This is a genomic window from Streptomyces sp. NBC_01788 (genome assembly GCF_035917575.1).
GTDB lineage: Bacteria > Actinomycetota > Actinomycetes > Streptomycetales > Streptomycetaceae > Streptomyces.
Map to the genome: position 1 here is coordinate 149,243 of NZ_CP109090.1, position 23,558 is coordinate 172,800.

A 23,558-nucleotide genomic window follows, 5' to 3' on the forward strand; every position below is an offset into this window, starting at 1 on the left:
GGCGGGCGTCAGACCCGCTCCCATCCAGCGCTCGACCGGCGCAGCGCCCCGAACTTCTATGACCAGAGACCAGCCGCTGCTGGTGCTCCAGTCAAAGTGAACGTCCAGCACGTCCTCCGGTGCCCCGTTCACCATGATGGCACCGGTCGTATGGGCGATCGGTGCCTTCATGGCGGGTGGGTCAGTTGTAGGGGCCGGCGCCGAGTTCGACGCACAGCACAGCGTTGCGCACAGCCGCCAGCCTGGAGGCCGCCGATCTCGCCGCCGCCCAAGACGCCGTCAACGCGGCCCTCCCTCACCGGCACCGCAACCCGCACTACAGGCTGATCGACGCCCGGGCAGCCCTGCGTCTGCCCGCCGCAGCAAAGGAGATACTCCTCCAACGGCAGGCGGACGAAAACCGCATCCGCCGGCTGCGCTTCCTCAAAACCCACCTGTACGACCATCCCGACCTCCTCGTCCTGGACCGGCTTGAACGCCACTCCCCCCAGGTGCTCGACGACGACCACGTCGCCGAACTCCAGCACCTGGCCCGACTGATCACGTCCTGCGACCGTGGTGGACCCCCCTGATGCAGCAGTGGGAACAGCTCGGCCAGGGATTCACCGAGGCCGAGAGGCAGCAACAAGCCATGCTCGCCCTCCTCGACGCGCTCAAAACCCTCAACGGCGGAAGCCTGTCCACCGGCACGGTCACACCCAATTCGGCGCTTCCCCTCACTGCGGAGCGGAGAGCACACCCGTGAAACTCATCCTGTGGCGGACTCTGCTCTCCCCTCTCACCAGCATCCGCGCCATCCTCGAAGTGCAGCGCAACCCCACACCTCTGTCCTACGACACCGCCTGGCGCCGAATCTGCCTGCTCCGCCACCCCGACGAAATGATCTACCAACTCCACCACCACGTCGGCCCTCTACACACCCCGGACACAACGCACCTATCCACCGCGCCTGCGGCGACCGATCTCGCCTGACAGCCAGCCACCCCGCCTCTATGTTGGCATCCCGCAGATGCCTCGAACGGGCCGCAACCGCCGACGTCTTATGCTTCGGCATGGATCACGGAGTCGGATTCCTCGGCCGCGACCACGAGGACTCCTTCCTCTTCGTCAGACGGCAGAGAGGCACGGCGCACCCGGGTTTCCCACTGTGTTGGCCACAGAGTCGTGTGGTCCCACAGGATTCCTTCCAGAAGGACGCCCTCCAGCTTGGCGTTGGTGAGGTCTGCTCCGACGAAGTCGTTGCTGGCCCGTTCGACCTCTGCGACAGCTCTGGCCAGGGCGTCGGCATCTTCGCAACCGTGGGCCAGATCATCGATGAGGTCTTGGGCGACCGCGTCGACACCGAACAGGTAGGCGCGTCCGGTCGTCTCGAGGGCGGTGATCGCGGGGGCCAGTTCCTCATCCAGGAGCTCCCGGATGCTGTGAAGTTCATTGGCGAGGCGTTCGGCCGGATCGGCAAGGACGGACTCGACGGCGTCGAGATAGTCCAGGCCCGTGAGGGTCGCATGGGGCCGGTGAGGTTCGGACAGCTGGGACATCCCCTCAAGGTGCTCTCGGAGCTGTTCCATCGCAGTATCCGCATAACCCAGCGGTTGTGTGCTGTCGCCCAGGAGGTCGCACAGGTCCTGAATAATGCGGACAGCGGTACGCATGGCCTGGGCCAGGTCGAAAGGCCAGTAGTTGTGCACCAGACGCAAGGCCTCTTCGCGGTGTTTCACCCGGATCGCCGCCGGGCGGCGGGCCAGTGGACCTCGCGCGGCCAGCCACGCCTGGAGTGCGGGATTACGTTCTGCCAGAGCGGCGCAGGCATCCCCGGAAAGACGGCGGCTAACAGCACTCCCCGTGGAGCGGTGGGTCGCTGCCAGGAGGCGGTCCAACGCAAGTTCCGGTGTGCGCAGTTCAGGCGGCCCGCCGTGGGCGTTGAGACGGTCGACTACGGCGATGCCCAGTTGGTCATGGATAGTTGTCAGCAGGGCGTCGAGGTCGTCGTGGCGGATGCTTTCTTCCGCTGCGCGGGAATCGCTGCCCATCACGCCTTCCTCCCTTCGTAGGTGAACCGGCTTTCCAGTCGCAGGCCTTGCTTCAGCGCGGCTCTCGCCCGGACCAGGTTCTGGCGCACGGCTGCCTGCGTGGTCCCCATCGCGCGTGCGCTTTCCTCAGTAGTGAAGCCGTCTAGGTGCCAGGCCATCGCCGCGCGTTGTTTGGCCGGAAGCTGAAGCAGCAAGGAGATCACCTGGCGTTCCTCCTCCCCCAGCTCGGCGGCGTGGGCGGGGGTCTGCCAGCGCAGACTCGGATGTGGTTCGGGCAGTTCCGCGCAGGCCTCTTCGAGTTTCACCGTCTGACTCACCCAGGACCTCCAGGCCACCGTCCGCAGCCAGGCACGGGGGTAGGTGATCGTCACGCTCGGTGCACACATCTGAGTGAAAGCGTCCTGCGCGGCATCCTGAGCCTCTGTCCAGGACGCACCGTGCAGGAGCAGGAAGCGGATTAGGGCGGGATACTGCTCTTCGTGCAAGGCCCCGGCAAGCTGGATACCCGGCAGCGGGGTTGTGGCTTTATCCAGGGGCTCGGCAATGTGAAGGTCAGTGCTGACGGCGTCCTCCATGGCCACCACCCCCGCCCCGGCCGGCCGACTCCGACTCACGGCCGTCGCGGTGGGGAGCGAGTATGGCGGTCCGCCCGGTGAAGAGACGTACCCGCTCAGTCTGCGCTGCCTCACTGATACGTGCTATCTCCACGGAGACGTTCAACCGCCGCTGAGCGATCTTCACTATGGCGTTGACGATGCTGACGGTCACGGTCACCACCGCTGCAGTGATCACAGGCTCCATGCCCTACCCTTCCCTATCCCGTACGGGCTCCCAGCCCGCCCTCGCGCACCCCGCGCACCACAACAGTGCTGATATCCCTCGGAGTTGTGACATCTGCCTGGTCAAGAGGCCGGCCTGCGAGGTGAAGCAGCTGCGAACTCCGCACTCCGGTGGAGGACCTGCAGGACGCCCCCAGCGGTCGAGCTGCGTGTTTCCGGCCGCAGCCGTGGCCGCCTTTCGGTGGCCGGGCTGCTGTGCTATCGGCCCGACCTGCCCGCCCGCCTGTGCTACCGGCTGCACCAACCACAAGGGCGAGCGTCGCTCGCTGAGCGACGCTGACTACATCCGCCTTCTCGATGGCGCCCACCAGCTGCTGAAGGCTCCGCTGATCGTGGTGTGGGACCGGCTGAGCACCCACACCTCCAAGACGATGCAGGCGCTCGTGGCTGATGGGAGACCGGACGCTGTCCCCGAAATCCAGCACGATGTCCCGGCGTTCACCGATGTCGGTCACAGAGCAGTGGCGGCGCGGACCAGCCCCGCGACCGCCGTTGAGCGGCTGTGTGGGGGCCAGGCGATGACCGTGGTGACGTGGGGGGCGTCGGGGACCGGTACGGCGGTGAGGTCCTCGCGCAGGCCGGTGAGGCCCGAACCCGGGACGACCGCGCAGGCGCGGCCGAGGGCGATGAGCTGGGTGAGTTGCGTATGGTCGCGCACCTGCGGTCCGGGGCCGTCCGGGAAGGTGCCGTCAGGGCGAGGCCAGCGGGGCAGGGGCAGGTCGGGAAGGTCGGTGACCTCGGCGAGCCGCACGTGGGGGCGGGTGCTGAGAAGGTGACCCGCCGGGAGGATCGCGACCTGACCTTCGCAGTGCAGGTCCTCGGTGTCGAAGCCGGCCGTGTCGTCGAATGGCCGATGCAGCAGGGCTACGTCGGCCCGGCTGTCGTGCAGCAACCGTGCCTGCTCGCCCGGCCCGCACAGCACGACGTCCACAGCGACGGCGCCGGGGTCGGCGGCGTAGGCGTCGAGGAGTTTCGCCAGCAGTTCACCGGAGGCGCCCGCCTTCGCGGCCAGGACCACGGCGGGGCTGCCGGTCGCGGCGAGGGCGGCCCGGCGGGTGCGCCGTTCGGCGGCCTCGACGGCGTCCAGCGCAGCCCGCGCCTCCCGCAGCAGCACCGCCCCTGCCCCGGTCAGGGAGACACCCCGACTGCCGCGCTCCAGCAGGAGGGTGCCCAGGCGCCGTTCGAGCCCGCTGATCGCCCGCGACAGCGGGGGTTGGGCGATCCCGAGCCGTTGCGCGGCCCGGCCGAAGTGCAGCTCTTCGGCGACCGCGATGAAGTACCGCAGCTCACGTGTCTCCACCCCGCCAGGCTAACCGGGCCGGGCAGGAGCGATACCCGGGCGGTATCGCCGTCCACCCAGTCGGTCTTGGACGCTCTGCCCGGCAGGGGAGAAGCATCGATGTCATGAGTGAGACGAACACTGTGAACCACCACAAGGTCGCGCTGGTGACCGGGGCCAACAAGGGCATCGGGTACGAGATCGCCGCCGGGCTCGGCGCCCTCGGCTGGTCCGTCGGAATCGGCGCGCGGAACGTGGAACGGCGCGAAGCCGCTGTAGATAAGCTGCGCGGGGCCGGAGCCGATGCATTCGGCGTGCCGCTGGATGTGACCGACGACGCGAGCGTGACAGCGGCGGCTCGGCTGATGGAGGAGCGGGGTGGGCGGCTCGACGCGCTCGTCAACAATGCGGGGATCACCGGGGGCGGGCCGCAGGAGCCCACCACGGTCGACGTGAACCGGGTACGGGCGGCCGTGGAGACCAACGTCATCGGCGTCATCCGCGTCACCAACGCCCTGCTGCCGCTGCTGCGCCGCTCGCCGTCACCGCGGATCGTGAACGTCTCCAGCAGCGTCGGCTCCCTCACACTCCAGACCACGCCTGGCGCCGAGACCGGCCCCATCGCCATCGCCTACGCTCCGTCGAAGACGTTCCTCAACGCCGTCACCGTGCAGTACGCCAAGGAACTGGCCGACACGCACATCCTGATCAACGCCGTCTGCCCCGGCTTCACAGCGACCGACCTCAACGGCTTCCGGGGAGTGCGCACCCCCCAGCAGGGCGCAGCCGCCGCGATCCGGCTGGCCACCGTATCGGCCGACGGGCCGACAGGCCGCTTCTTCGACGACGAGGGAGAGGTGCCCTGGTGACGCGCTTCCGGTTCGCGCCGCCCCGGGGATGTGACTAATAAGTCTTTGACCTGGCCCGTAAGTGGTCGAGTTGGCCCGACGGAGCGTTGTGGCTGGCCTGCTGTCAACGCTCCCGCGCAGAGGGCGGTTGCCCGGCGAACGAGGAGCGGTAGGCGCGCGGGCTGGTCGCCAGGTGGGATGCGAAGTGCTGGCGCATGGTGACCTCGCTGCCGAAACCGGACCGGCGGGCGACCTCGGGCATGAGTAGGTCGGTGCGTTCGAGGAGCTTCTGGGCCGCCGCGATGCGGTGGCCCAGAAGCCAGCGCAGCGGGGTGGTCCCGTTGGCCGCAGCGAAGTTCCGGGCGAAGGAGCGCGGCGACATCCCGGCACGGGCGGCGAGCGCGGACACGGTGAGCGGCTCGTCGAGATGCGCCAGGGCAAAGGCACGCACCTCGGCCAGGGCGTCCGCGTCGCGGTCGGAGTACGTGGTCGGATGTTCGATGAATTGGGCCTGGGTGCCGGTCCGGAACGGTGCGGTGACCATGGAGCGGGCGACTGTCGCAGCCGCCTCCGCACTGTGCGCGGTGCGCACCAGATGCAGACAGAGGTCGATGCCGGCGGCGGTGCCGGCGGAGGTCCACAGATTGCCGTCCTCGACGAACAGGGCGTCCGGCTCGACCCGCACCCGTGGGTGCCGGGCCCGCAGCAGATCGGTCAGCGCCCAGTGGGTCAGCGCCCGGCGGCCATCCAGTAGCCCCGCCTGGGCAAGCGTGAACGCGCCGGCGCACAGCGCGGCGATGGTGGTTCCCCGGGCGTGGGCGCGGCGCAGCGCAGCCAGGACCGGCTCGGGTGCTGGAGTGACATGGTCGTCCAGCCCCGGTACCAGGATCAGTTCAGCGCGAGGTAGCCAGGCGAGGGACCGGTCCGGTGTGAGCGCGAGCCCGCCGCGCATTGGTACCGCATCGGGACCCGCGGCTACGCGGCGAAGCTCGAACGCGGGCACTCCGTGGTCGGTGCGGTCCGCGCCCCACACCTCGGTGATCACCGAGACGTCGAAGGCCCGGATGCCGGGGAAAGCGAGCAGGGCGATGCGGTGGGCCGGTGCCGGTCGGGTCATCGTGGCAGTAAACCATCGATCGCTGTCTTTTCGCCTTCTGTGAGTGGGCTCCGCCGGGCGGCAGGATCGTGGGCATGGAGATCACACAGAACGCGGCGCTGGTAGTGGTGGACGTACAGAAGGGCTTCGACGAGTCGGAGTTCTGGGGCCCGCGCAACAATCCGGACGCCGACGGGAACATCGCCTCGCTGATCGCGACCTGGCAGGACACGGACCGGCCGGTCGTCTTCGTACGACATGACTCGAACAAGCCCGGCTCGCCGCTGCGGACCGGGTACGAGGGAAACGACTTCAAGGAGTACGTCGAGGAGCGGCGCGGCAAGGGCCGCGGGCCGGAGTTGCTCGTCACCAAGTCCGTGAACTCGGCGTTCTACGGTACCCCTGATCTTGACGACTGGCTCAAGGCAGCGGGCATCACCCAGGTCGTACTGGCCGGCATTCAGACCAACATGTGCGTGGAGACCACCGCCCGCATGGGCGGCAACCTCGGCTACGACGTGCTGGTCGCCCTCGACGCCACCCACACCTTCGACTTGACCGGCCCGAACGGCTGGCGCCTGAAGGCCGACGAACTGGCCCGAGCCAGTGCCGTCTCACTGCACGGCGGGGGCTTCGCCCGGGTGGTGACGACCGGCGAACTGGTCGCCGCGGCCTCGGGGACGCCGTCGGGCACGACCAAGTCCTCAACAAGGTCGTGCATCTCGGCGTAGCTGCCGACGAAGAGGTGGGCGCGTTCGTCCGGGACCGGGAACGGCAGCCGCTGCATTGTCATCCCCGCAGTTTCCCAGCGGCGCGCCCCGGGCGGCAGCAGCTTCCCCCCGGGGGCGTCGCGCAGTGTGGCGGGACGGAGATTTCTCCCCGCCGGAATGGGCGGAATGCCGCAGGTAGCGGAACTGGACAAGGGGCAACGCGAGCGCCTGTGACGTCGACCGGCAGGTGATCCCGCGCCCTCGGGCGTCGACGAGGTCGGCGGGTTGTGAGGATCTGTAGTTGGCCCCACGCGGATCGATAGCTGGTCCCAGCGGATCCCGCACCTTGTGGTGCGGGTTGTTCAGAAGCCCTACTTCAACCGAACGTGATCCGTTGATTTCTACTGGTCAGGCATGTTGGGGTACGGCTTTTCAAGTCCTGTCAGCTGCCTGGGCGTTCGAACCTGCTCAGACGAGCGCGGGGTGGCAGCTGGTTGCTGCCACCCCGCTGGTGCTCACGGGCCCCGTAAGCGGAGCGCCTGTCGGCCGCTGTGTCTGTCAGTTGTAGACGGCCCAGGCCAGTTGGTTGGAGTTGCTCTGGGCCGGGCAGTTCGCCTTGCCCTGGTTGAGCTGGGCGGAGAAGACGTTGACGTTGACGCCGCAGAGCGCGGCGACCACCGGTACCGCCACGTTCTGCAGCAGTACGACCTGGTTGCCGTTGAGGAGGTTCTTGGCCTCGATGTTGACCAGGCAAGCCAGCGTCCGCTCCAGCAGGCCGATGTCGTTGTCGACGGTCACCGGGCTGAATCCGCGAGCCCGCCATGAGGCGACAAACGCGTCGACGCATGCAGCCTGGAACTGCCAGGGATTCGTGACCAGCGGCCATCGCGGAACGGCCCCTCCCGCGATGGCCTGGAGTCTCGCCTCAGCCACAGGCACACCTTCCTCGCACCTAAACGGTCAAGGCAGCACCTGGAAAACGTGAGTGCTGCCACGAGGACCGCAGGAACAGGAAACGGGCAGGTGGCAGCGACAACTCTCGTGAACGAACAAGTGCCAGCCCCAGATGAGTGGGCCAGGTCTTCGGCGACGAAGTCCTCGCCACCGCCATCCTCGACCGACTCCTCCACCACTGCGAGGTCATCTCCATCAACGGTCCCAGCTACCGGCTCAAGAACCGCCTCAAGGCCATCGAGCGAGAGAACGACGTGGCCTGACCATCTGCGATCAAGACACCGGGTGCTCACCCGGCGGGATGAAGGCGTCGGCGCCATCAGCATCCTCGACATGCCCCTGGGCATCGACCGTGATGGCCGTCGCCCGCCCCTGCGACGTGATGAGCCAGGCCAGCACCCGTTCCGTCAGCGGTGTTCCCCCCGGGCCCTCGTCCTTCCAATGCACCCGCCACCCTCCACCAGGCACCGCGGCCACCACCTGGTCGGCTCGCTCCAAGTGGGAGAAGTCCTCGTAATCTGTCACCGGACGCAGGGCACCACGCTTGGGATCGACGACAAGAGCCGTCCCGGTCGCCTGGTCCCAGCCCTCTACGCGCACCATGCGACCGATCTCGGTGTTGGTGCCGTTGAAAATCGCGGTCCAGCCGGTCTGATTGAAGTAGCGGAGAGACACCGCCCCATCATCTCGAACAACGAGGCCGGCGCTTCACAGGTCTCCTTGCTCTGCACGTTCATCCGTACGCGGCTCTGCACATAGGCGAGTACGCCGACACGGGCCTTCCACCACGGCGCCAGCGCCGCCGATATCGCCGTATCCAGACCAGTCTTGCGGACCGTCTCAACCAGCAGCACCGCACCGGCCTGGGAAACCACTCCGCGGCCGCCGCCCTCGATGCGGACGCGCGGGTAGGACCCGATACGCTTCTTCACCTGGAAAGTGCCTCCGGCGGTGGCGGGAACAGGGACCCCAGCAATCCTCATTCTCGCTGGTCAGAGGCACTTTCTACTTTCATGATCACCAGTCGGCAGCCCGCCTCGTGAAAGCGCGAGGTTAGGCAAACACCTTCGAAGAAGAGTGAAATTCACTACTGACAGCGCTGACCTCGCAGGTCACCAACGGCGCTCCCCACGCACGTGGGGGTCTGCCCGTCATCACGGTGCGCAGCTTGTGCGCGGCGGCGTGCTCCCCACGCGCGTGGGGGTTCCGCGACGCCCGGCTGCTTTTCAAGCCTTCCCCACCCGCGTGGGGGCCTGCTCAACTCGGTGGCTGGGGTGCACTCGTTGTCGAAGTAGCGTCCGTCCCGCCTTGACGTATGTGCCTCGGATCAGGGAGTTGAGGCGGCCGCGCTGATTGTCCCGAGCCTCGCCGCCTCCCTGACCAGGGTCTTTGAGAAGTGCCGAGGTGGGCGGGTTCGCTTGCTGAGCACCGGTTGTGACGGCTTGTCGACTTCTGTCTGTGGGTGACCCTGGACGCAGAACAGGCATGGCCGCTGGTGATCATGTGGGTGTCGAGTCCGTATGAGCACCGAGCGAGTCCATGCCTGCACACCCATCTTCCCGCATGCCGTCATGCCTTCGACAACTGGGGGACGCCTCCGGCTCAGCCCCGCTGGAGGCAGCCGTTGACCTGCGGAGTTATATGGCCACGGTGCCTGACCCACGGGCCCGTCGCGGCATACGTCACCCTTGGACAGCCCTGCTCACCGCTGCGGCCGCCGCCGTTCTGGCAGGCGCCGCCTCGATTACGGCGATCGGAGAGTGGGTCGCCGACGCACCGCAGAGGGCCCTGGCCCTGCTCGGGTTCCGGCCCGATCCGCTGACCGGCCTGATCCGCCCGCCCCATGCCACGACCATCCGTCTCGTCCTGGCCGCCGCGGACGGTGACGCCCTCGACCGCGCCATCGGCGACTTCCTCCAGGAACGCAAGGCCCCGGCCCCGGGACGAAAGGTCATCGCCGTCGACGGCAAGACACTCCGTGGCTCCCGCACCACAAAACAGCGGGCCACTTCCCTGATCGCCGCCATGACCCACGACGGCCAGGTCCTCGCCCAACGTCAGATCGACGGCAAGAGCAACGAGATCCCGGCCTTCGCCCCACTCCTGGACGGCCTCGACCTGACCGGCGCGGTGATCACCGCGGACGCTCTTCACACCCAGCACGACCACGCCTCCTACCTGCATGAACGCGGGGCCCACTACCTGGCCGTCGTCAAGAAGAACCACCCCGGACTGCATCAGAAGGTCCGCCGCCTACCCTGGCGTGATGTCCGCCTGGACCACTACGAACGCGCCCGGGCCCACCACCGCGAGGAGATCCGCCGGCTGAAGACCGCCACCTTCGCCCACCTCGACTACCCGCACGCCCGCCAGGCCCTCCAAGTCGTGCGCTGGAGACGGGACCTGGGCACCGGCAGGCTGACGATCGAGCGGATCTACCTGGTCACGAGCCTGCCGCCCGGCGCGGCCACCGGCAGCGAACTCGCCGCCTGGATCCGCGGGCACTGGCTCATCGAAAACCAGCTCCACCACGTCCGAGACCGCACCTTCCGCGAGGACGCCTCCAAAATCTGCACCCGGCACCTGCCCCGCGTGATGGCCGGCCTGCGCAATCTCGCCATCGGCGTCCACCGCCAGGACGGCCACACCAACATCGCCGCCGCCCTCCGCCGCACCGGCCGTGACCACCAGCGGCCCCTCACCGCCCTCGGACTGACCTGACGAACCCGGACACAAGATCACTTCTCAAAGACCCTGCCTCCCTGACAGCCGTGCTCGACCAACGCAAGCTGCTGGCCGGGCGGATCGAGGAACTGCTGGAGGCCCACCCTCTTTCGAAAGTCCTGACGTCGATGCCAGGCGTCGGCGTCAGGACCGGAGCCAGGATTCTGATCGAGGTCGGCGACGGCAGCACCTTCCCGACCGCCGGCCACCTCGCCGCCTACGCCGGACTCGCCCCGGCGACCCGGAGCTCGGGCTCCTCGATCCGCGGCGAACAGCCATCCCGGCGGGGAAACAAACAGCTCAAACGGGCCTTCTTTCTCTCCGCGTTCGCCGCCCTGGGCGACCCGGCATCGAGGGCCTACTACGACAAGAAGATCGTCCAGGGCAAGCACCACACCCAGGCACTGCTCTGCCTCGCCCGACGCCGAGCCGACGTCCTCTTCGCCATGCACCGCGACGGAACCTTCTACTCATCTCAGTCGTCGGGCTCAGCCGCCTGACCTACGGCTCCATGAGGAGGACGACTCGATCAGTCTCGACATCGAAGCCGAGGATCGGATGGCCATCGGCACCCTCCGCGTCCATCAGCACCGGTTTACCCAACCGCCGCCCAATCTCCCTGAGGAAGCCGCACAGCACATCGAGTCGCTCCTGCCCCTGCAACTCCCGCAGGTCGACGTCGAAGTCGACGACCTCGTCGTCAAGGAAACGAAAGATCGCCTGCACATCGGCAGTCGGCCAGACCCGCAAGTTCGGACACTCGGCATTCACCGGGCGGGACAGCACGATCTCCGCCCGGGGCACCGGAAGCACCGTCGCTCCCTCCGAGTACTGGCACTTCCAGCCCTTCTCCGCCACAAGATCGAGGACCACCTGCCAGTCCTCCACCGAGGTATTCGGGACGCGCACGTCCGGCAACGACCCCATCGAGTCCGGGTCGAAGAAGCACTTCACGTCATCCCACAGCAGGTCGGTCACTCCGCCATGCTGCCCGGCTCGCCGACCCATCGCACCCCGATTCCCTTTGACTAAAGGCATAGGGGCACCCCGCCACGCCTCCTACCTCCACCAGCGCACCGTCGGCCGCATCGGATCCCTCACCCGCCTCATCCGCCAAGCAGCCATCACCGCCATCCACGACGGCACCGAACGCATCACCAAAAACACACTCGACGCCATCCGCCTCGACCACCTCGCCGAAACCCACCGCCGCCCCACCCCACGGCGTTAACCTCACCCGCCGAACAGGCAGAACACCCCTGACCAGCACAAACACACACCAGGCCTTTTAGCGCTCCCGAACCTACAACGAGCCCGACCCCGCTCAGAACAGAAGACACAACCCCAGTTCAAACGCCCTGACCATCCCGCCCGAACCGCTCAACCAGCCTCTCAACTGATCAGCAACACACCAGGCCAGCGAACACCCCGTACACCAACAAACCCCCCTCCGAGCGTCAGTACTCCTTGGTTCCGGAATGAAAGGTGGGCGGCGCAGATGGCGCCGGTGAGGTCGGCGGTGCGTTCGGCGGCGAAGCCGATGTCGCAAGCGTTGCCACTGGCCCGTCTCTCGACGTTTTCGGTGTCCGCGGGCGGGGTGTGCTGTAGCCGCGCACGGCTGGCGGTGCCGGCCGCCGGGCCGCCGACCTGGCGTCGGCACCGTCCCTCCTCGGCGAGGCGGGCCGGGGCCTGTTCCTCGTCGACGCGCTTGCCGGCCTGTGGGAGGTGCTGGACCGCCTGTCCCGGGGTGTGGCTCTGCTCGGGAAGACGGTCCGGGCCGAGCTGGACCTGGTCGTGCGCGTGACGGTGTGACCGCGCCACCTCCTCGGCTTGATCCCGACCACTGTGCATCCCGGCACCGATTTCGGTGAGGCCAGCGTGACGGAGGGCGTCCGAGGGCAGGTGACCCGTACCTAGGCCGACCGGCTTGGCCGTACCACCGCCGAGACGCACACCGCCGGGCGGCAGTACCGTTCCGGTCAGTTCCGCCGGTGGTGGAGCAGGGCGGCCCGTAGGTCGTGCTCGGTGATGTGGTCAGCGGGGCGGTGGACTGTCCAGCGGTGGGCATCGCCGTCCATGGGCAGCACGGCGACGACGGTTTCCAGCGGGGGACGGCCGGGTTCGGTGTACGCGAATTGGCGGATGACGACGGCGGTGTCGTCGTCCAGGCCGAGCACGACGCGCACGGTGTCCCTCAGTTCGCGCAGGCGCGGACTCAGACCGGCGGTTGCTGGTGGCAGTTGCGGTGGCATGGGGAAGACTCCTTGGTTCGTCACGTTGGTGGTGTACGGGTGGTGGCCTGGTCCCAGACGGGTGCCCTGAGGGGAGGCCGGGCAGCGCGGTGTTGCCTGGTCACGATTGCCTGCCAGATGGCGAGGAGCAGCAGGGTGCCGGTTTCGGCCAGGATGCTGAGCAGGGCCTGCGGTGCGGGCTGCAGGCCGTGTTCGGTGAATCCGAAGACGCCCACCGTGCGGGAGGCGGCGAAGCCGCCGAGGGCGCCCAGCGCCACCCCCGCGGCGGCGAGTTTCAGCAGCGGCGGCATCCCGATCAGCAGCAGCGCGGCGACGGCGAAGGAGACGCTCGCCTGGAGCAGGAACAGGGGCCCCACGACGGGGAGGAAGCGGTACTCGTCGACGTAGAGCCGGGCGTGGATGTATCCGCTCCCGGCGAGCATGACGGCGATCGCGGCGCGCACGGCCGGGGCGAGGAGTCCTCCGGCGGTCATGTCAGCCTCTCGTCCTTGATCGCCAGCTCCCGGTCGCCCTGCCGGTAGCCCACCGTGCGGATGCCGAGCGCGTCCTTGAGCTGTCGGGCGGGCACGACCTGCGGAGTGGGCGCGGGGGCCCGTCCCGGCTTCGGCAGCGGATAGGCCGTGGTGGTGGCGGAGTGGAAGGTGATGTTGCCGTCCGTCTTGGTGAAGAGCTGGTGGACATGCCCGTTGAGACAGGTGACGGAGGAGAAGCGGCGCAGGAGCGCGATGACGCGCAGCGCGTCGTCCGTACTCCAGCCCCACCGCGGGTACATGGCGAACAGCGGGATGTGGCTGAAGACCACGATGGGCGTGTCCGAGGACAGTCCCCTGAGGTCCCTGCGGACGAACTCGATCTGCTCCTCGCCGAGATGGCCGAGCTTCTCCAGGCTCAGGGTGTTGACCAGGGCGATGAAGTGCACGCCGTGGGTGTCGAAGCTGTACCAGCCTTCGCCGAGCGTGCCCTTGCCGAAGGTGTGCCGGTAGGCGCGTCCTGCGTCGCCGATGGAGTCGTGCTCGCCGGGCACCGTGAAGACACGGTCGGTCCGCATCCCGGTCATCATCTGCCTGACCTGGTCGAACTGCGAGGGCGTGGAGAGATGGGTCAGATCCCCGCTGTGCATCACGAAGTCGGGTCGGAAACCGAGCGAGTTGACCTGGCGGATCGCCTCGGAGAAGGAGCCGGCCACGTCCATGTTCGCCGGGCCCTGGAAGCCGATGTGGCTGTCGGAGACCTGCACGAACCGCAGCGCGCCGCTCGCCGTCGTACCGGCTCCCGCCGCCATGGCTCCGGCGGCCGTGGTGCCGGGGGCGCCGCTCCTGTCGGCGATGTGGCTGATCACCTCCCCACTGGCCACGGTCAGCACCACGGCACCGCCGAACCACCCCGCGTGCCGCAGGAGCTGGCGCCGGGTCATGCCGTTCGGGCCGTCGGGCTGCCCGGTGTCGTCCAGCGGTGCCGGATCGAGCCTGCCATCGGGCCTGCCATCGGGCCTGCCATCGGGCCTGTCGGGGTACGCGGTCATCGGGTCACCTCCACGGTGGCGGTCATGAACGGATGGATCGTGCAGAGGTAGTGGTAGGTGCCGGGCGCGGTGAACCGGTAGCGATACGTGGCGTGGGTGGCCAGGGCGGCCGAGCGCAACGGGCCGCCCGAACCGGCGCTGGTGACGGTGTGCGCGTCGGTGTCCTGGTTGGTCCAGGTCACCGTCGTGCCCGCTTTGACCTTCAGCGCGGCCGGGGAGAACGCGAAGTTCTTGATCGCCACGGCGCTTCCCGACACCGGTGCGGGCGGCGTGCTGCTGCTCGGGGGGCGCATGGGCATTCTCATGCTGGGCATGGGCGAGGCGCCGGGAGCGGAGCCCGCCGCGTTTCCCGGTCCGGAGGCACCGGGCATGCCGGCCGTCTGGTGCTGGCCGTGTCCCGGCGTGATGGCGCCGGCACCGGTGGGCGAGGAGTGCGACGACTGGCCGCATGCGCTCAGGAGTCCCAGCGCGCCGGCGGTGGCGACGGTGGCGACGGCGAGTCCGGCCGCAGCGCGTGATCGCCGGCCTGGTGTACGAAGGTGCGGGTACATGCTGTTCGTTCCTCACTGATCAGGTCGAGATGGGGAATGCGCCGGCCGAGTGCGCGCAAGCGAGGTGAAGTCGCAGGCGGCATATGGCAGTTCCTCATCCGCGGGCCGAGAACGGCCTGGGACGTGGGCGAGAAATGCCGCGGATCCCGGCTCTGTAGGACTCCACGAGTGGCGGGGGTCGCACGGTTCAGTCGATACGCGCCTTTTATGGCACTTTCTTCGGGCCGTCGCAGATCGGCCGGCCCTTCGGCGTTCCGCACGCGTGGCCCTAGCGGCACTCACGGAGAGTCACTGCTCCTGTGCGGTGCATCACGAGACAAAGCAGCGAATATGCGTAATGATCGTCTTATGCCCTGGAGTTCCCGAAAACGTGGCCCAAGGGCCGATCCGGATCGCTCCGCGAACCGTGTCTCTGGTAAAGGGGCCCTTTCGACCACGGACGAGGAACTGCTGCGCACCCTGTATGCCGAGCACGCGGGGCCCCTGTTCCACTACGTGCTTCGGCTGGCCTCAGGAGATCGGCAATGGGCGGAGGATGTCGTGCAGGAGACACTGCTCCGGGCGTGGCAGCATCCCGCCGCGTTCGACCCCGCACGCGGCCCGGCCCGAGCATGGCTGTGTACGGTCGCCCGGCACCTGGTCGTCGACGCCCACCGGGCCCGGCAGGCCAGGCCGGCCGAGGCCGGCGGCGAGGCGCTGGAGCGAGCCGCCGAGCAGACACCGGGCGAGGACGAGATCGAGCAGGCACTGCAGAGCTGGGCAGTTGCCGACGCGCTGCGGACACTGTCCCCGGACCACCGCGCCGTCCTGCTGGAGACCTACTACCGGGGACAAACCATGGCGGAGGCCGCACGGGTGCTGGGCGTCCCGCTGGGCACCGTGAAGTCGCGGACGTACTACGCCCTGCACGCCCTCAGGCTGGCGCTCCAGGAACGAGGGATCGAGTCATGACGGCGGGGTGGAGGAGGTGCCGACCATGAACGCGGACCACGACGCCCTCCGGCTGGCGCTGGGCGGATACATCCTGGGCGCGCTGCCCCCGGCGGATATGGAACAGGTGCGCGACCACCTCGCGGGATGCGCCGAGTGCCGGGCGGAACACACGCAGTTGGCGAGGCTGCCCGCGCTGCTGGCGACGGTGACCGCGGCCGAAGCCGCAGGTCAGACGGTGCCGGTTGCCGACGCGGATCTGGCCGATCGGCTGGTGGCGCGGGCAGCCGAGAGCGCGCAGGGCTCTCCGCCCGCGCGGTCCGCCGCGACTGGGGCGCCGCAGGCACGCGAGGCGGGGGTGCTGGAGAGGCTGCTGCAGCAGGCCGCGGCCCGGCGCCGCAAGACGTGGCGGCTGCAACTGGCGGGCGCCGCCGCCTCCCTGATGCTCCTCGCGGGAGCGGTCGGCGGCACCTGGCTGGCGACCATCGGGTCCGTGGTCAGTGAGGCGAGGCCGCCCGGACCGACCATGCCGGCTCCGTCGCGCACCTTCTCCGGGCACGATCCCACCACCGGCGTCACCGCTTCGGTGAAGGTCTCGCCCTCTGCCTGGGGCAGCGTCCTGCAGGTCTCCGCCAAGGGGGCGCCCGCCGGGATCACCTGCCGGCTACAGGCGGTCGGGTCCAGCGGGGTCAGGGCGGACGGCGCCACCTGGCGGGCGGGCGCGTACCCTCCCGGCATCACGGTCCCAGGGGCGGTCCCCATGTCGCCGGGCGCCATCGAGCACTTCGAGATCGTCGCCGGCAACGGTCAGAAGCTGGTCACGATCCGAGCGTGAGATCGCCAGGAGTCCGCCCGCCCCTGTGTCGGGCGGACTCCTGGCGCACCGGACCACGGTCGTTCTCGGGACTCCGGCCCGCTCCCCTTCTGCGATTGCCGAACCAGTGGGCCCCGTCGCCCTCGCCGTCGATTCCCGCGAAGAAGGACAGTCCTTGGCCGACTTGACGCGTGAGTGCGCAGCCGGGGCGTGCGCGCGCCCCGGTCTTGATCTGACCAGCAAGAAGTGGAGCAAAAGGCGCGAATTGCTCGAACCGTTCGGCATGCGCCGTCCGTGGAACTGAATGAACGCTCCGATGCAGGATCCGGCATACCGACCGCCCTTCGAATGCGTTGGCAGTCTCCACGTTCCGGTCTCCGCACATGCACAGAAGAGTCAGAAGACCATGTTCGTAACCGATTCCCCCCGCCCGAGCCCACCGATCTCCCGGCGTTGCCGCCAGGAGGCACTGCTCGCCCTGCCCGCGCAGGAGGCGCACGTCTCCGCCGCTCGTCACCTCGCGGCCGATCTGCTGGAGACCTGGTGTGTTCCCGAGAGCGAGCGCGAGTCCGCCGTTCTCATCGTCGACGAACTCGCAGCCAACGCCGCCCGGTACGGCCGCGAGCACATGACCCTGCGGCTCGTCCTCGACCACGGCACCCTGAACATTGTGGTCAGTGACTCCGGAACGGCCGTGGAGCGCCGTCGCCCCGACATCGCCCCGGACGAGCACGGCCGCGGCACCGGCATCGTCCAGTACCTCACACAGTCGACCGAGGTCCACCAGACGCGCAGCGGCCGCGAAGTCCGCGCCTGCCTGAGGTGCTCGGCATGACCGGGCCGGGCGTTCCGCACGAACTGCGGCCCCTTGTCAGGGCCGGCACCGCAGCACAGCGACGGATCACAGGGAGCGGCTGCGGCGCCGGGTCACCCGACGACCCCGCCGAGTGGGCCTTCGCGACCCACAAGCCGTGCCCCATCGACGGCTGCCCGGACCCAGCCCGGGTGCGGCCCGCGGCGCATCCACCGGCCCTCGATCACGGCGACCCCGACCAGTACACGATGCTGTGTCAACGCTGCGGCATCGGCCCCTGCGTTCCGGCGGAGGTGTGAGCGTGGACGTCACCCCGAACAGCGGCGAGGGCATCGGCGCCCCGCCCCCGCACGAGGCCTACGCGAACGCGCCCGACCTGCGCCGCGAGATGCACCAAGTGCTCGCTCTCGGGGCCGAACGCGACGGCCGCCGGGCCACGCCTGTCACCGGTGCCCTGGTCGATGCGACGGCCGCCGAACGTGCCTGGCTGCTACGCCGGGCCGCCCTCATGGACCGGATGGCCCTTGCCGCCCCCGGCCCGGTCGCAGCCGCCGCAGAAACCGCCGAACAACTCGTCCTGCACGACCGCCGTCATCCAGACCTGGTGGCCGGTCCGCACCACCCCGACGCGATCACGCTCGCCCCCAGCCGCCGCCTCTACGTCCGCCAGGAGTACGCCGCCTGGACGGCCGCCGGGCGTCCCCAGAATCTGAATCGACCCCGACCCGACAAGAAGAAGGACACATGACCCGCAAGGACATCGACATCCGGCACGCCCCCGCAGCAGCCGGCCAACTCCACTCGCCTCGCCTCTCGCGCCCGCCAGCCATGCGTGAACATCGCACCGGCCGGCGACAGGAATGGTCAGGCCGGGGAAAGCCGAAGAACGCACCGTGGCCGAACGCGAAGGCCCATCGGCTGTACCAGCCGCCCGAACGTGGTTGCTCCCAGGGGCAGCAGCTGAGCATCCATCCGACCCGAACACCCCCGCACACTCCGCGGGCCGGGCAGCCGGCGCAGGTGGCCATGCAGGTCACAGGCGGCGAACCACGCCTCGCCGTATGCCTGATGCCGGTCGAGTCCCCCGCGGTTGCGGCGGCGACGGGCGACGAATTCACTTGTAGGCCTGGCTGGACGACGCCCTGGGAATCTCCCGATGGCGCGGGCGGCGGACACCGGTGAAACCGCCGTGCCAAGTGCACCGGGAAACCTCCTCCCAGGCGCCCGTGCGCGAGACCGCGGGCGCGGGCATGGACGCCGGCCTGCGCGGCCACCTCCTGCGGATCCCTTCCTGCGACGACGAGTGCCTGCCATCCCTCGGTGTAGAGCCTTGCCGGGTCGTGGACATCGACCGCGTCCAGCAGCGTGGTGTCCCGGCCGAGTGCGGCCGGGACACGGAAGGGGAACTCTTCGCCGTATCGGTGGACGGGCAACCGTGCTGGACGCGCCCGCCGGCGTCAGCGGGCCGTCGTCCGCGGCCAAAGGTGTGCGCCTCCCGCCGCGTCGACCTTCCGCAAGGCCCAGTCGTGGGCGGGACTCTTCTTCGGGTAGCGGCCGAGGCTCTGCGCGCGTCCGGAGAGCGATGGGAGCATGCTTGTGGCGGTAAGGCACGACGCGCCGCGGGCGCTCCCGCTCCCACCGCTGCCGCGCAGGAACAAGCGGCACCGATCGCCGAGGCAGGTATGAGGGCCGACGCGTTCGAAAGGGTGGTGTGACGATGTTCCGCAATGCGCTGGAGCCCTGGCACCTGCTGATCCTGGTCGCGGTGGTGGTTTTGATCTTCGGCTCGAAGAAACTACCCGACACGGCCCGGGCGCTGGGCAAGTCCATGCGGATCCTCAAGAGCGAGACCAAGGCGATGAAGGACGACGGCGCCTCGAACGAGCCACCCACCGAGCCCGAACCTGCACCGGGACCGCGGACGATCTCGGGCGCTCCCGGAGGCACCGCCACCGCCCGCACCGCGCCCCCGGACAGCACGACCAGCCACTGAGACTGAGCCCGGTCCTGAGTGCCCCTGGCTCATCCCTGCACGAGACGCTGCCCGGAAGCCTGGGACGTGATCGAAGAGGAAGTCTCCCGGGAGCAGTCCGTGAGCGGCCTGCCGATGTACGGCGACACCTTCCCCGAGGAACGATGAAGATGACCGTCAGCGCCAGGGATGTCGCTGCGTCAGCGCCGCACATGTCCCCGCTCGCAGTCGGCTGAACATCGCCCCGCAAGGGACCGTCGGACCGCGCCACCTGTGAACGGCATCGGCGGAGGTGTGCAAAAGCTGGGCACCGACGCCGTCTTCGCCGCCGACCTCCAGGCACAGTTCCGATACCCCCGAGGTCCGGCTACGGCCGTGTCGCCCTGGCCCGACTCATCCTCTCCTACGAACTGCGCCGCCTCTCCGACCGGGCCGCCAACCTCGTCCCCACCCGCTACGACAGCGGCGAACGCGCCGACGAGTTCGCCGCCCGGGCCGCGGAACTGGTGGAACAGGCCAAGGGGTTGCTGCTCTGCGCGGTGCTCTACGAGCGGCAGCGCCAGACCGTGAGTCAGCCGGCCCTGTCCCAGACCGTGAGCGGACTCGAGCGGCAACTGGGGGTGAAGCCGCTGGTGCGCGGCAGCACGGGGGTGCGTGCCACCGAGGCGGGGACCGTCCTGCTGGCGAAGGCACGCGTGGTCCTTGCTCGGCATGATCAGGCCCTGCTGGCGATGGCCCGTTTCACCGGCGCCGACGGCGGGGTGCTCCGGATCGGAATCCCGCTGGAACTGCCCTCCGGGCTGCTCGATCCGGCGCTGGCTGACCTGTTTCAGGCGCATCCGGACACCGGGGTGCAGGCCCGGCACCTGTCCACGGCGGAGCAGCTGGCGTCACTGCGGTCCGGTGAGCTGGACGTCGGCTTCCTGAGGGAGCGTCCGCCAGGTCCGCAGTTCGACGCGCTGCTTGTCGTACGGGAGAAGCTCGGTGTGCTGCTGGCCGCGGAGCAGGCCGCCGAACTGGCCGGACCCGACGGCATCCGCTCGACGCGCTCGCCAGCCTGCAATGGGTCGGTTTCCCTCGCTCCGGCAGCCCCGCATGGTATGACGAGCTGACCGCGATCCTCCGCGGCCACGGCTTGAACCTGGGTCCGGAGGCTCCGCAGGGACAGGCGCTGATCGCGGATGTGAAGTTGGCGGCGGTCGCGTCCGGGCAGGCGTTCACGCTGGCTCCTCCTGGCTGGCAGCAGCCCTTGCCGGACCACGTGACCTGGTCGCCGCTGGTCGGACATCCCTTGGTGCGGCGCACTTGGGCGGTGTGGCCGGCCGACTCGCGTCGGCGTGACCTCGGCCGGTTCATCGCCACGCTCGACCGGTCGGTGAGCAGCTGAGCCGCGATTCGTCGGATCGACAGTGAACTCTCAGCCGTCTCGTGGGGGGGGCCGGGCGGAACCCGCGAACGACGCCCCCTGTGACAGGAGGTCCGCCTGGGCGATCTCGCGCGCCTCGGCGGGCCGTCCGACGGGGCCTGCGCAGCGAGGGCGTCAAGGTCATCGCCCATTTCGGCTGTGCTTTCGGTACGGGCGAGACCCGGGTCGACGGCGTTGACCCGCTTCCGTGAGGGCCGAACTCGGCGGCCCAGGTCTTGGTCAGCAGGTTCACAGCCGCCTTGCTGGAGCCGTACAGCGCCATCCCCACGACGCCGTGCTCAGCAACCATCGTGCTGACGTCGATAATCGCGCCGTGCCCGCGCTCGGCCATGGCCGGGGCGAGCTGCGCCACCAGGTGGAACGGCGCCCTCACGTTCAGGTCGTAGACGGCGTGCACGTTGCCGGGCTCCGTGCTGCCGACAGGAACGAGCGTTTAAGCCTGGTAGGCCGCGGAGATCTGGCCGACCAGGACGGCGAACGGCATGTCGAGGGTGGCGTAGACGGCGGCGGACTCCGGGGCGGCGTTGTCCGCCAGGGCCTCGACCATGAGGGTGGCGTAGTCGGAGACGATGACGCCCGCCTGCTGCATGCGCAGCAGTCCCGCCTCGCGCTTGGCCTGACTGAAGGTGCCGGAGGCGTCCACGGCGACGTACGCGTCGTACCCGGCGGCCGTCGCGGCGATCGCCGGCAGTGCCGCGCACACCTCGAGCGACACCCCGGCGAAGATCAGCTTGCGCCGGCCGGCGCCCTCGATGGCCTCACGGACCCGGTTGTCGTGCCAGGCGTTGACCGTGCTGCGGTCAATGATCTTCTGTCCAGCCGGCAGCGCCTCGACCAATTCGGGGGTGGTCGGTCCCCACATGCTGTCGGCCGCGGTGGTGGTGACGACCAGCGGGATCCCCAGCACGGTCGCCGCCCGTGCCAGGGCCACCACGTTGTGCTTCAGCTCGCCGACCGGGATGTCCCGGACGCCGGACAGAAGGCCCACCTGGTGGTCGACCAGCACTACTGCGGTGTTCTCCCGGGTGACCGGCTCCAGGAACTTGCTGTGCTCGCTGTGCTCGCTCATCTTCCGCTCCCTTGAGGTTGAGCCACAGCCTCGGTGGTCACTAAAATTGATAGTCAATTTCCATGACATTTCGAAGCTATGCCCCGTCTCCGTAGAGCGCAAGCGCCGTGCTGGCGGTCACCCGGGGTCCGGGTGACGCTGTCCGACCCCTCGGGCGAGCGAATAAAATCGCTGGTGATCCAGCACAGGGGTGGACGACCGCCGAGACGGGAGAGGCGTTGAGCGGGCATCAGACCGCGGAACCGGACCTCGGCGTTCTCGCTGCCCGGGTCCTCTTCTCGGTGCAGCGCGAGTTGTTCACCGCGCTCGCTGAGCAGGGCTTCGACGACATCCAGCCCCGCACCGGCGCCGTCCTCGCCCACCTGCGTACCGACGGCATCCGCGCCAGCGAACTCGCCCGCGTCTCGAGCCAGCACAAGCAAGTCATCGGCACCCTCATCGACGACCTAGAACGCCTGGGCTACGTCGAACGCAAACCCGACCCCGCAGACCGCCGCGCCAAACTGATCTACCCCACGGAGCGCGGCCTGCTCCAGATGGAGGCCGCCGACTCCATCATGCGTACGATCGAGGAACGCCACGCCAACGCACTGGGCACAAAGGAGTACGCCACCTTCAAGAAGTCTCTTCGTCGCGTGGCCGATCTCCGGCGCGAGGCCCGGCACGACAGTCAGGCACCGGGGCGCAGCCAGGGCGACTGAACGTCCAGTGAGCTGGTTAAAGGCTCGGCGCCATGAGCGTCCGCGGGTGCGGAGACCCTGGGCGGTGTGGCCGGCCGACTCGCATCGGTGTGGCCTTGGCCGGTGAGTGAGTCAGGCACGTCGCAGGGTGCGAAAGAGCAGGGGGCGCAGGGCGTGAATCGCGCCGATGCCCCACCGTGAGGGCCTGTGCGCCTCAGACGGCCGTGCGGCCGCCGTCGACCGGCAGGATCGCGCCGTGCACGAAGCTCGCCGCGTCACCGGCCAGATAGGCGATTGCCTCGGCGATCTCCTGAACCTCGGCGGGGCGTCCGGCCGGGGCCTGCGCGGCGAGTGCGTCGAGGTCATCCCCCATGGCGGCCGTGCCCTCGGTGCGGGTCGGGCCCGGCTCCACTGCGTTGACGCGCACCCCGTGAGGGCCGAACTCGGCCGCCCACGCCTTGGTCAGCAGGTTCACGCCGCCTTGCTGGAGCCATACAGCGCCATGCCCGCGACGCCATACTCGGCGACCATGGTGCTGACGTTGACGATCGCGCCGTGTCCGCGCTCGGCCATCGCCGGGGCGAGCTGCGCCACCAGGTGGAAGGGTGCCTTCACGTTCAGGTCGTAGACGGCATCCACGTCACCGGGTGACGCCTGTGCCGTCGGGCCGAACGGGAAGATGCCCGCGCTGTTGACGAGGATGTCCACGCGGCCTCCGCCCAGCTCGGTGGCCTTCTGCGCCAGCCGCCGGGCCGACGCCGCGTCCCGCAGGTCGGCTGCGAGGAAGTCCGCCTTGCCGCCGCGCGTCCGGATGGCCGCGACGACTGTCTCGCCACGGAACGCGTCGCGTCCCGCGACCAGCACGTGCGCGCCGCGCTCGGCGAGCAGCGCCGCGGTCGCGGCGCCGATACCGCTGGTCGCTCCGGTTACCAGAGCCACACGCCCGGACAGATCAACAGAATCCATGAGGGCCGTCCTTCGTATAGAAAAGTAAGGGCCGAACGGGAATGGGGTGGGCCGCTTGCCGTCGCCCCGTCACCTCGTCCGT

Annotated in this window: 27 protein-coding genes and 6 pseudogenes; 18 read left to right on the forward strand and 15 right to left on the reverse strand. The window is 69.1% G+C overall.

Annotated features, from left to right (window positions below; all coding sequences use genetic code 11):
- The first annotated feature begins 224 nt into the window (after positions 1–224).
- From OIE49_RS00725 to OIE49_RS00735, 3 genes are read left to right on the forward strand one after another with little or no spacing between them, the layout of a single operon-like run.
- On the forward strand, positions 225–572 hold the full coding sequence (locus tag OIE49_RS00725) for a hypothetical protein (RefSeq protein WP_326800574.1): 348 nt from the start codon (positions 225–227) through the stop codon (positions 570–572).
- Positions 572–745: a hypothetical protein gene (locus OIE49_RS00730; RefSeq protein WP_326800575.1), complete on the forward strand. Its 174-nt coding sequence runs from the start codon at positions 572–574 to the stop codon at positions 743–745. The genes OIE49_RS00725 and OIE49_RS00730 overlap by 1 nt, the downstream gene beginning before the upstream one ends.
- Positions 742–972, forward strand: a complete 231-nt coding sequence (locus tag OIE49_RS00735) for a hypothetical protein (protein ID WP_326800576.1) — start codon at positions 742–744, stop codon at positions 970–972. Before OIE49_RS00730 ends, OIE49_RS00735 begins: the two co-directional genes overlap by 4 nt.
- Before the next feature lie 68 nt (positions 973–1,040).
- On the opposite strand, the gene OIE49_RS00740 is transcribed toward OIE49_RS00735, so the two are convergent.
- Both OIE49_RS00740 and OIE49_RS00745 read right to left on the reverse strand, forming a co-directional pair.
- Positions 1,041–2,030, reverse strand: a complete 990-nt coding sequence (locus OIE49_RS00740) for a hypothetical protein (protein WP_326800577.1) — start codon at positions 2,028–2,030, stop codon at positions 1,041–1,043.
- Positions 2,030–2,605, reverse strand: a complete 576-nt coding sequence (locus OIE49_RS00745; RefSeq protein WP_326800578.1) for an RNA polymerase sigma factor — start codon at positions 2,603–2,605, stop codon at positions 2,030–2,032. Before OIE49_RS00745 ends, OIE49_RS00740 begins: the two co-directional genes overlap by 1 nt.
- Before the next feature lie 412 nt (positions 2,606–3,017).
- Between OIE49_RS00745 and OIE49_RS36995 the strand changes: the two are divergent.
- Positions 3,018–3,258: pseudogene (locus tag OIE49_RS36995) on the forward strand (IS630 family transposase); the annotation flags it as partial.
- A 62-nt stretch (positions 3,259–3,320) separates the two neighbouring features.
- On the opposite strand, the gene OIE49_RS00750 reads toward OIE49_RS36995, so the two are convergent.
- Complete coding sequence (locus tag OIE49_RS00750; protein WP_326800579.1) at positions 3,321–4,169, reverse strand: LysR family transcriptional regulator; 849 nt, start codon at positions 4,167–4,169, stop codon at positions 3,321–3,323.
- Positions 4,170–4,273: 104 nt separating this feature from the next.
- Here OIE49_RS00750 and OIE49_RS00755 point away from each other — a divergent pair, with 104 nt between their 5' ends.
- Positions 4,274–5,017: an SDR family oxidoreductase gene (locus tag OIE49_RS00755; protein ID WP_326800580.1), complete on the forward strand. Its 744-nt coding sequence runs from the start codon at positions 4,274–4,276 to the stop codon at positions 5,015–5,017.
- Between the two features lie 103 nt (positions 5,018–5,120).
- On the opposite strand, the gene OIE49_RS00760 is transcribed toward OIE49_RS00755, so the two are convergent.
- A complete protein-coding gene (locus tag OIE49_RS00760; protein WP_326800581.1) occupies positions 5,121–6,113 on the reverse strand; it encodes a GlxA family transcriptional regulator in 993 nt (330 codons plus the stop codon).
- Positions 6,114–6,187: 74 nt separating this feature from the next.
- Here OIE49_RS00760 and OIE49_RS00765 point away from each other — a divergent pair, with 74 nt between their 5' ends.
- Complete coding sequence (locus tag OIE49_RS00765; RefSeq protein ID WP_326800582.1) at positions 6,188–6,823, forward strand: cysteine hydrolase family protein; 636 nt, start codon at positions 6,188–6,190, stop codon at positions 6,821–6,823.
- 537 nt (positions 6,824–7,360) lie between these two features.
- On the opposite strand, the gene OIE49_RS00770 is transcribed toward OIE49_RS00765, so the two are convergent.
- Complete coding sequence (locus OIE49_RS00770) at positions 7,361–7,600, reverse strand: hypothetical protein (protein ID WP_326800583.1); 240 nt, start codon at positions 7,598–7,600, stop codon at positions 7,361–7,363.
- A 275-nt stretch (positions 7,601–7,875) separates the two neighbouring features.
- Between OIE49_RS00770 and OIE49_RS00775 the strand changes: the two are divergent.
- Positions 7,876–8,019: pseudogene (locus tag OIE49_RS00775) on the forward strand (ATP-binding protein); the annotation flags it as partial.
- Between the two features lie 10 nt (positions 8,020–8,029).
- On the opposite strand, the gene OIE49_RS00780 reads toward OIE49_RS00775, so the two are convergent.
- Complete coding sequence (locus OIE49_RS00780; RefSeq protein ID WP_326800584.1) at positions 8,030–8,431, reverse strand: hypothetical protein; 402 nt, start codon at positions 8,429–8,431, stop codon at positions 8,030–8,032.
- 98 nt (positions 8,432–8,529) lie between these two features.
- A pseudogene (locus OIE49_RS00785) lies at positions 8,530–8,688 on the reverse strand (IS1380 family transposase); the annotation flags it as partial.
- A 709-nt stretch (positions 8,689–9,397) separates the two neighbouring features.
- Here OIE49_RS00785 and OIE49_RS00790 point away from each other — a divergent pair.
- The gene (locus OIE49_RS00790; protein ID WP_326800585.1) at positions 9,398–10,477 is read left to right on the forward strand and encodes an ISAs1 family transposase; all 1,080 of its coding nucleotides are present in this window, start codon (positions 9,398–9,400) and stop codon (positions 10,475–10,477) included.
- 38 nt (positions 10,478–10,515) lie between these two features.
- Positions 10,516–10,980 (forward strand): annotated as a pseudogene (locus tag OIE49_RS00795) (transposase); the annotation flags it as partial.
- A gap of 1 nt (position 10,981) precedes the next feature.
- Here the strand turns inward: OIE49_RS00795 and OIE49_RS00800 are convergent.
- A complete protein-coding gene (locus tag OIE49_RS00800) occupies positions 10,982–11,458 on the reverse strand; it encodes a hypothetical protein (protein ID WP_326800586.1) in 477 nt (158 codons plus the stop codon).
- 67 nt (positions 11,459–11,525) lie between these two features.
- Between OIE49_RS00800 and OIE49_RS00805 the strand changes: the two are divergent.
- Positions 11,526–11,711 (forward strand): annotated as a pseudogene (locus OIE49_RS00805) (ATP/GTP-binding protein); the annotation flags it as partial.
- A 748-nt stretch (positions 11,712–12,459) separates the two neighbouring features.
- Here the strand turns inward: OIE49_RS00805 and OIE49_RS00810 are convergent.
- The 4 genes from OIE49_RS00810 to OIE49_RS00825 are packed head-to-tail and all read right to left on the reverse strand — an operon-like array spanning position 12,460 to position 14,805.
- The gene (locus OIE49_RS00810) at positions 12,460–12,732 is read right to left on the reverse strand and encodes a hypothetical protein (protein ID WP_326800587.1); all 273 of its coding nucleotides are present in this window, start codon (positions 12,730–12,732) and stop codon (positions 12,460–12,462) included.
- A 20-nt stretch (positions 12,733–12,752) separates the two neighbouring features.
- Positions 12,753–13,205, reverse strand: coding sequence for a hypothetical protein (locus OIE49_RS00815; RefSeq protein WP_326800588.1), 453 nt, complete (start codon positions 13,203–13,205; stop codon positions 12,753–12,755).
- Complete coding sequence (locus tag OIE49_RS00820; RefSeq protein ID WP_326800589.1) at positions 13,202–14,254, reverse strand: metallophosphoesterase family protein; 1,053 nt, start codon at positions 14,252–14,254, stop codon at positions 13,202–13,204. The genes OIE49_RS00815 and OIE49_RS00820 overlap by 4 nt, the downstream gene beginning before the upstream one ends.
- Entirely contained in the window at positions 14,251–14,805 is a 555-nt protein-coding gene (locus OIE49_RS00825) for a cupredoxin domain-containing protein (protein WP_326800590.1), read from the reverse strand. The genes OIE49_RS00820 and OIE49_RS00825 overlap by 4 nt, the downstream gene beginning before the upstream one ends.
- Positions 14,806–15,153: 348 nt before the next feature.
- On the opposite strand from OIE49_RS00825, the gene OIE49_RS00830 reads away from it, so the two are divergent.
- From OIE49_RS00830 to OIE49_RS37000, 7 genes are all read left to right on the forward strand, one after another.
- Positions 15,154–15,756, forward strand: a complete 603-nt coding sequence (locus OIE49_RS00830; RefSeq protein ID WP_326800591.1) for a sigma-70 family RNA polymerase sigma factor — start codon at positions 15,154–15,156, stop codon at positions 15,754–15,756.
- 25 nt (positions 15,757–15,781) lie between these two features.
- Positions 15,782–16,570: an anti-sigma factor family protein gene (locus OIE49_RS00835; protein WP_326800592.1), complete on the forward strand. Its 789-nt coding sequence runs from the start codon at positions 15,782–15,784 to the stop codon at positions 16,568–16,570.
- A gap of 385 nt (positions 16,571–16,955) precedes the next feature.
- A complete protein-coding gene (locus OIE49_RS00840; protein WP_326800593.1) occupies positions 16,956–17,384 on the forward strand; it encodes an ATP-binding protein in 429 nt (142 codons plus the stop codon).
- 280 nt (positions 17,385–17,664) lie between these two features.
- Complete coding sequence (locus OIE49_RS00845; RefSeq protein ID WP_326800594.1) at positions 17,665–18,111, forward strand: hypothetical protein; 447 nt, start codon at positions 17,665–17,667, stop codon at positions 18,109–18,111.
- Between the two features lie 969 nt (positions 18,112–19,080).
- Positions 19,081–19,356: a Sec-independent protein translocase subunit TatA gene (gene tatA, locus OIE49_RS00850; protein ID WP_326800595.1), complete on the forward strand. Its 276-nt coding sequence runs from the start codon at positions 19,081–19,083 to the stop codon at positions 19,354–19,356.
- 485 nt (positions 19,357–19,841) lie between these two features.
- Positions 19,842–20,447 carry a LysR family transcriptional regulator gene (locus OIE49_RS00855; protein ID WP_326800596.1) on the forward strand — a complete coding sequence of 202 codons (606 nt, stop codon included), beginning with the start codon at positions 19,842–19,844 and terminating at the stop codon, positions 20,445–20,447.
- Positions 20,393–20,722 (forward strand): LysR substrate-binding domain-containing protein, encoded by a 330-nt coding sequence (locus tag OIE49_RS37000; RefSeq protein ID WP_401742802.1) that lies wholly within the window; start codon positions 20,393–20,395, stop codon positions 20,720–20,722. The genes OIE49_RS00855 and OIE49_RS37000 overlap by 55 nt, the downstream gene beginning before the upstream one ends.
- Here OIE49_RS37000 and OIE49_RS00860 read toward each other — a convergent pair.
- Together OIE49_RS00860 and OIE49_RS00865 are read right to left on the reverse strand one after the other, a co-directional pair.
- Positions 20,688–21,158, reverse strand: coding sequence for an SDR family NAD(P)-dependent oxidoreductase (locus OIE49_RS00860; RefSeq protein WP_326800597.1), 471 nt, complete (start codon positions 21,156–21,158; stop codon positions 20,688–20,690). The two genes, OIE49_RS37000 and OIE49_RS00860, sit on opposite strands and share 35 nt — an antisense overlap.
- A 36-nt stretch (positions 21,159–21,194) precedes the next feature.
- Positions 21,195–21,830, reverse strand: a complete 636-nt coding sequence (locus tag OIE49_RS00865) for an isochorismatase family protein (protein WP_326800598.1) — start codon at positions 21,828–21,830, stop codon at positions 21,195–21,197.
- A gap of 218 nt (positions 21,831–22,048) precedes the next feature.
- On the opposite strand from OIE49_RS00865, the gene OIE49_RS00870 reads away from it, so the two are divergent.
- A complete protein-coding gene (locus OIE49_RS00870) occupies positions 22,049–22,531 on the forward strand; it encodes a MarR family winged helix-turn-helix transcriptional regulator (RefSeq protein WP_326800599.1) in 483 nt (160 codons plus the stop codon).
- Positions 22,532–22,724: 193 nt separating this feature from the next.
- Here OIE49_RS00870 and OIE49_RS00875 read toward each other — a convergent pair.
- Positions 22,725–23,476 (reverse strand): annotated as a pseudogene (locus OIE49_RS00875) (SDR family NAD(P)-dependent oxidoreductase).
- Positions 23,477–23,558: the final 82 nt, after the last annotated feature.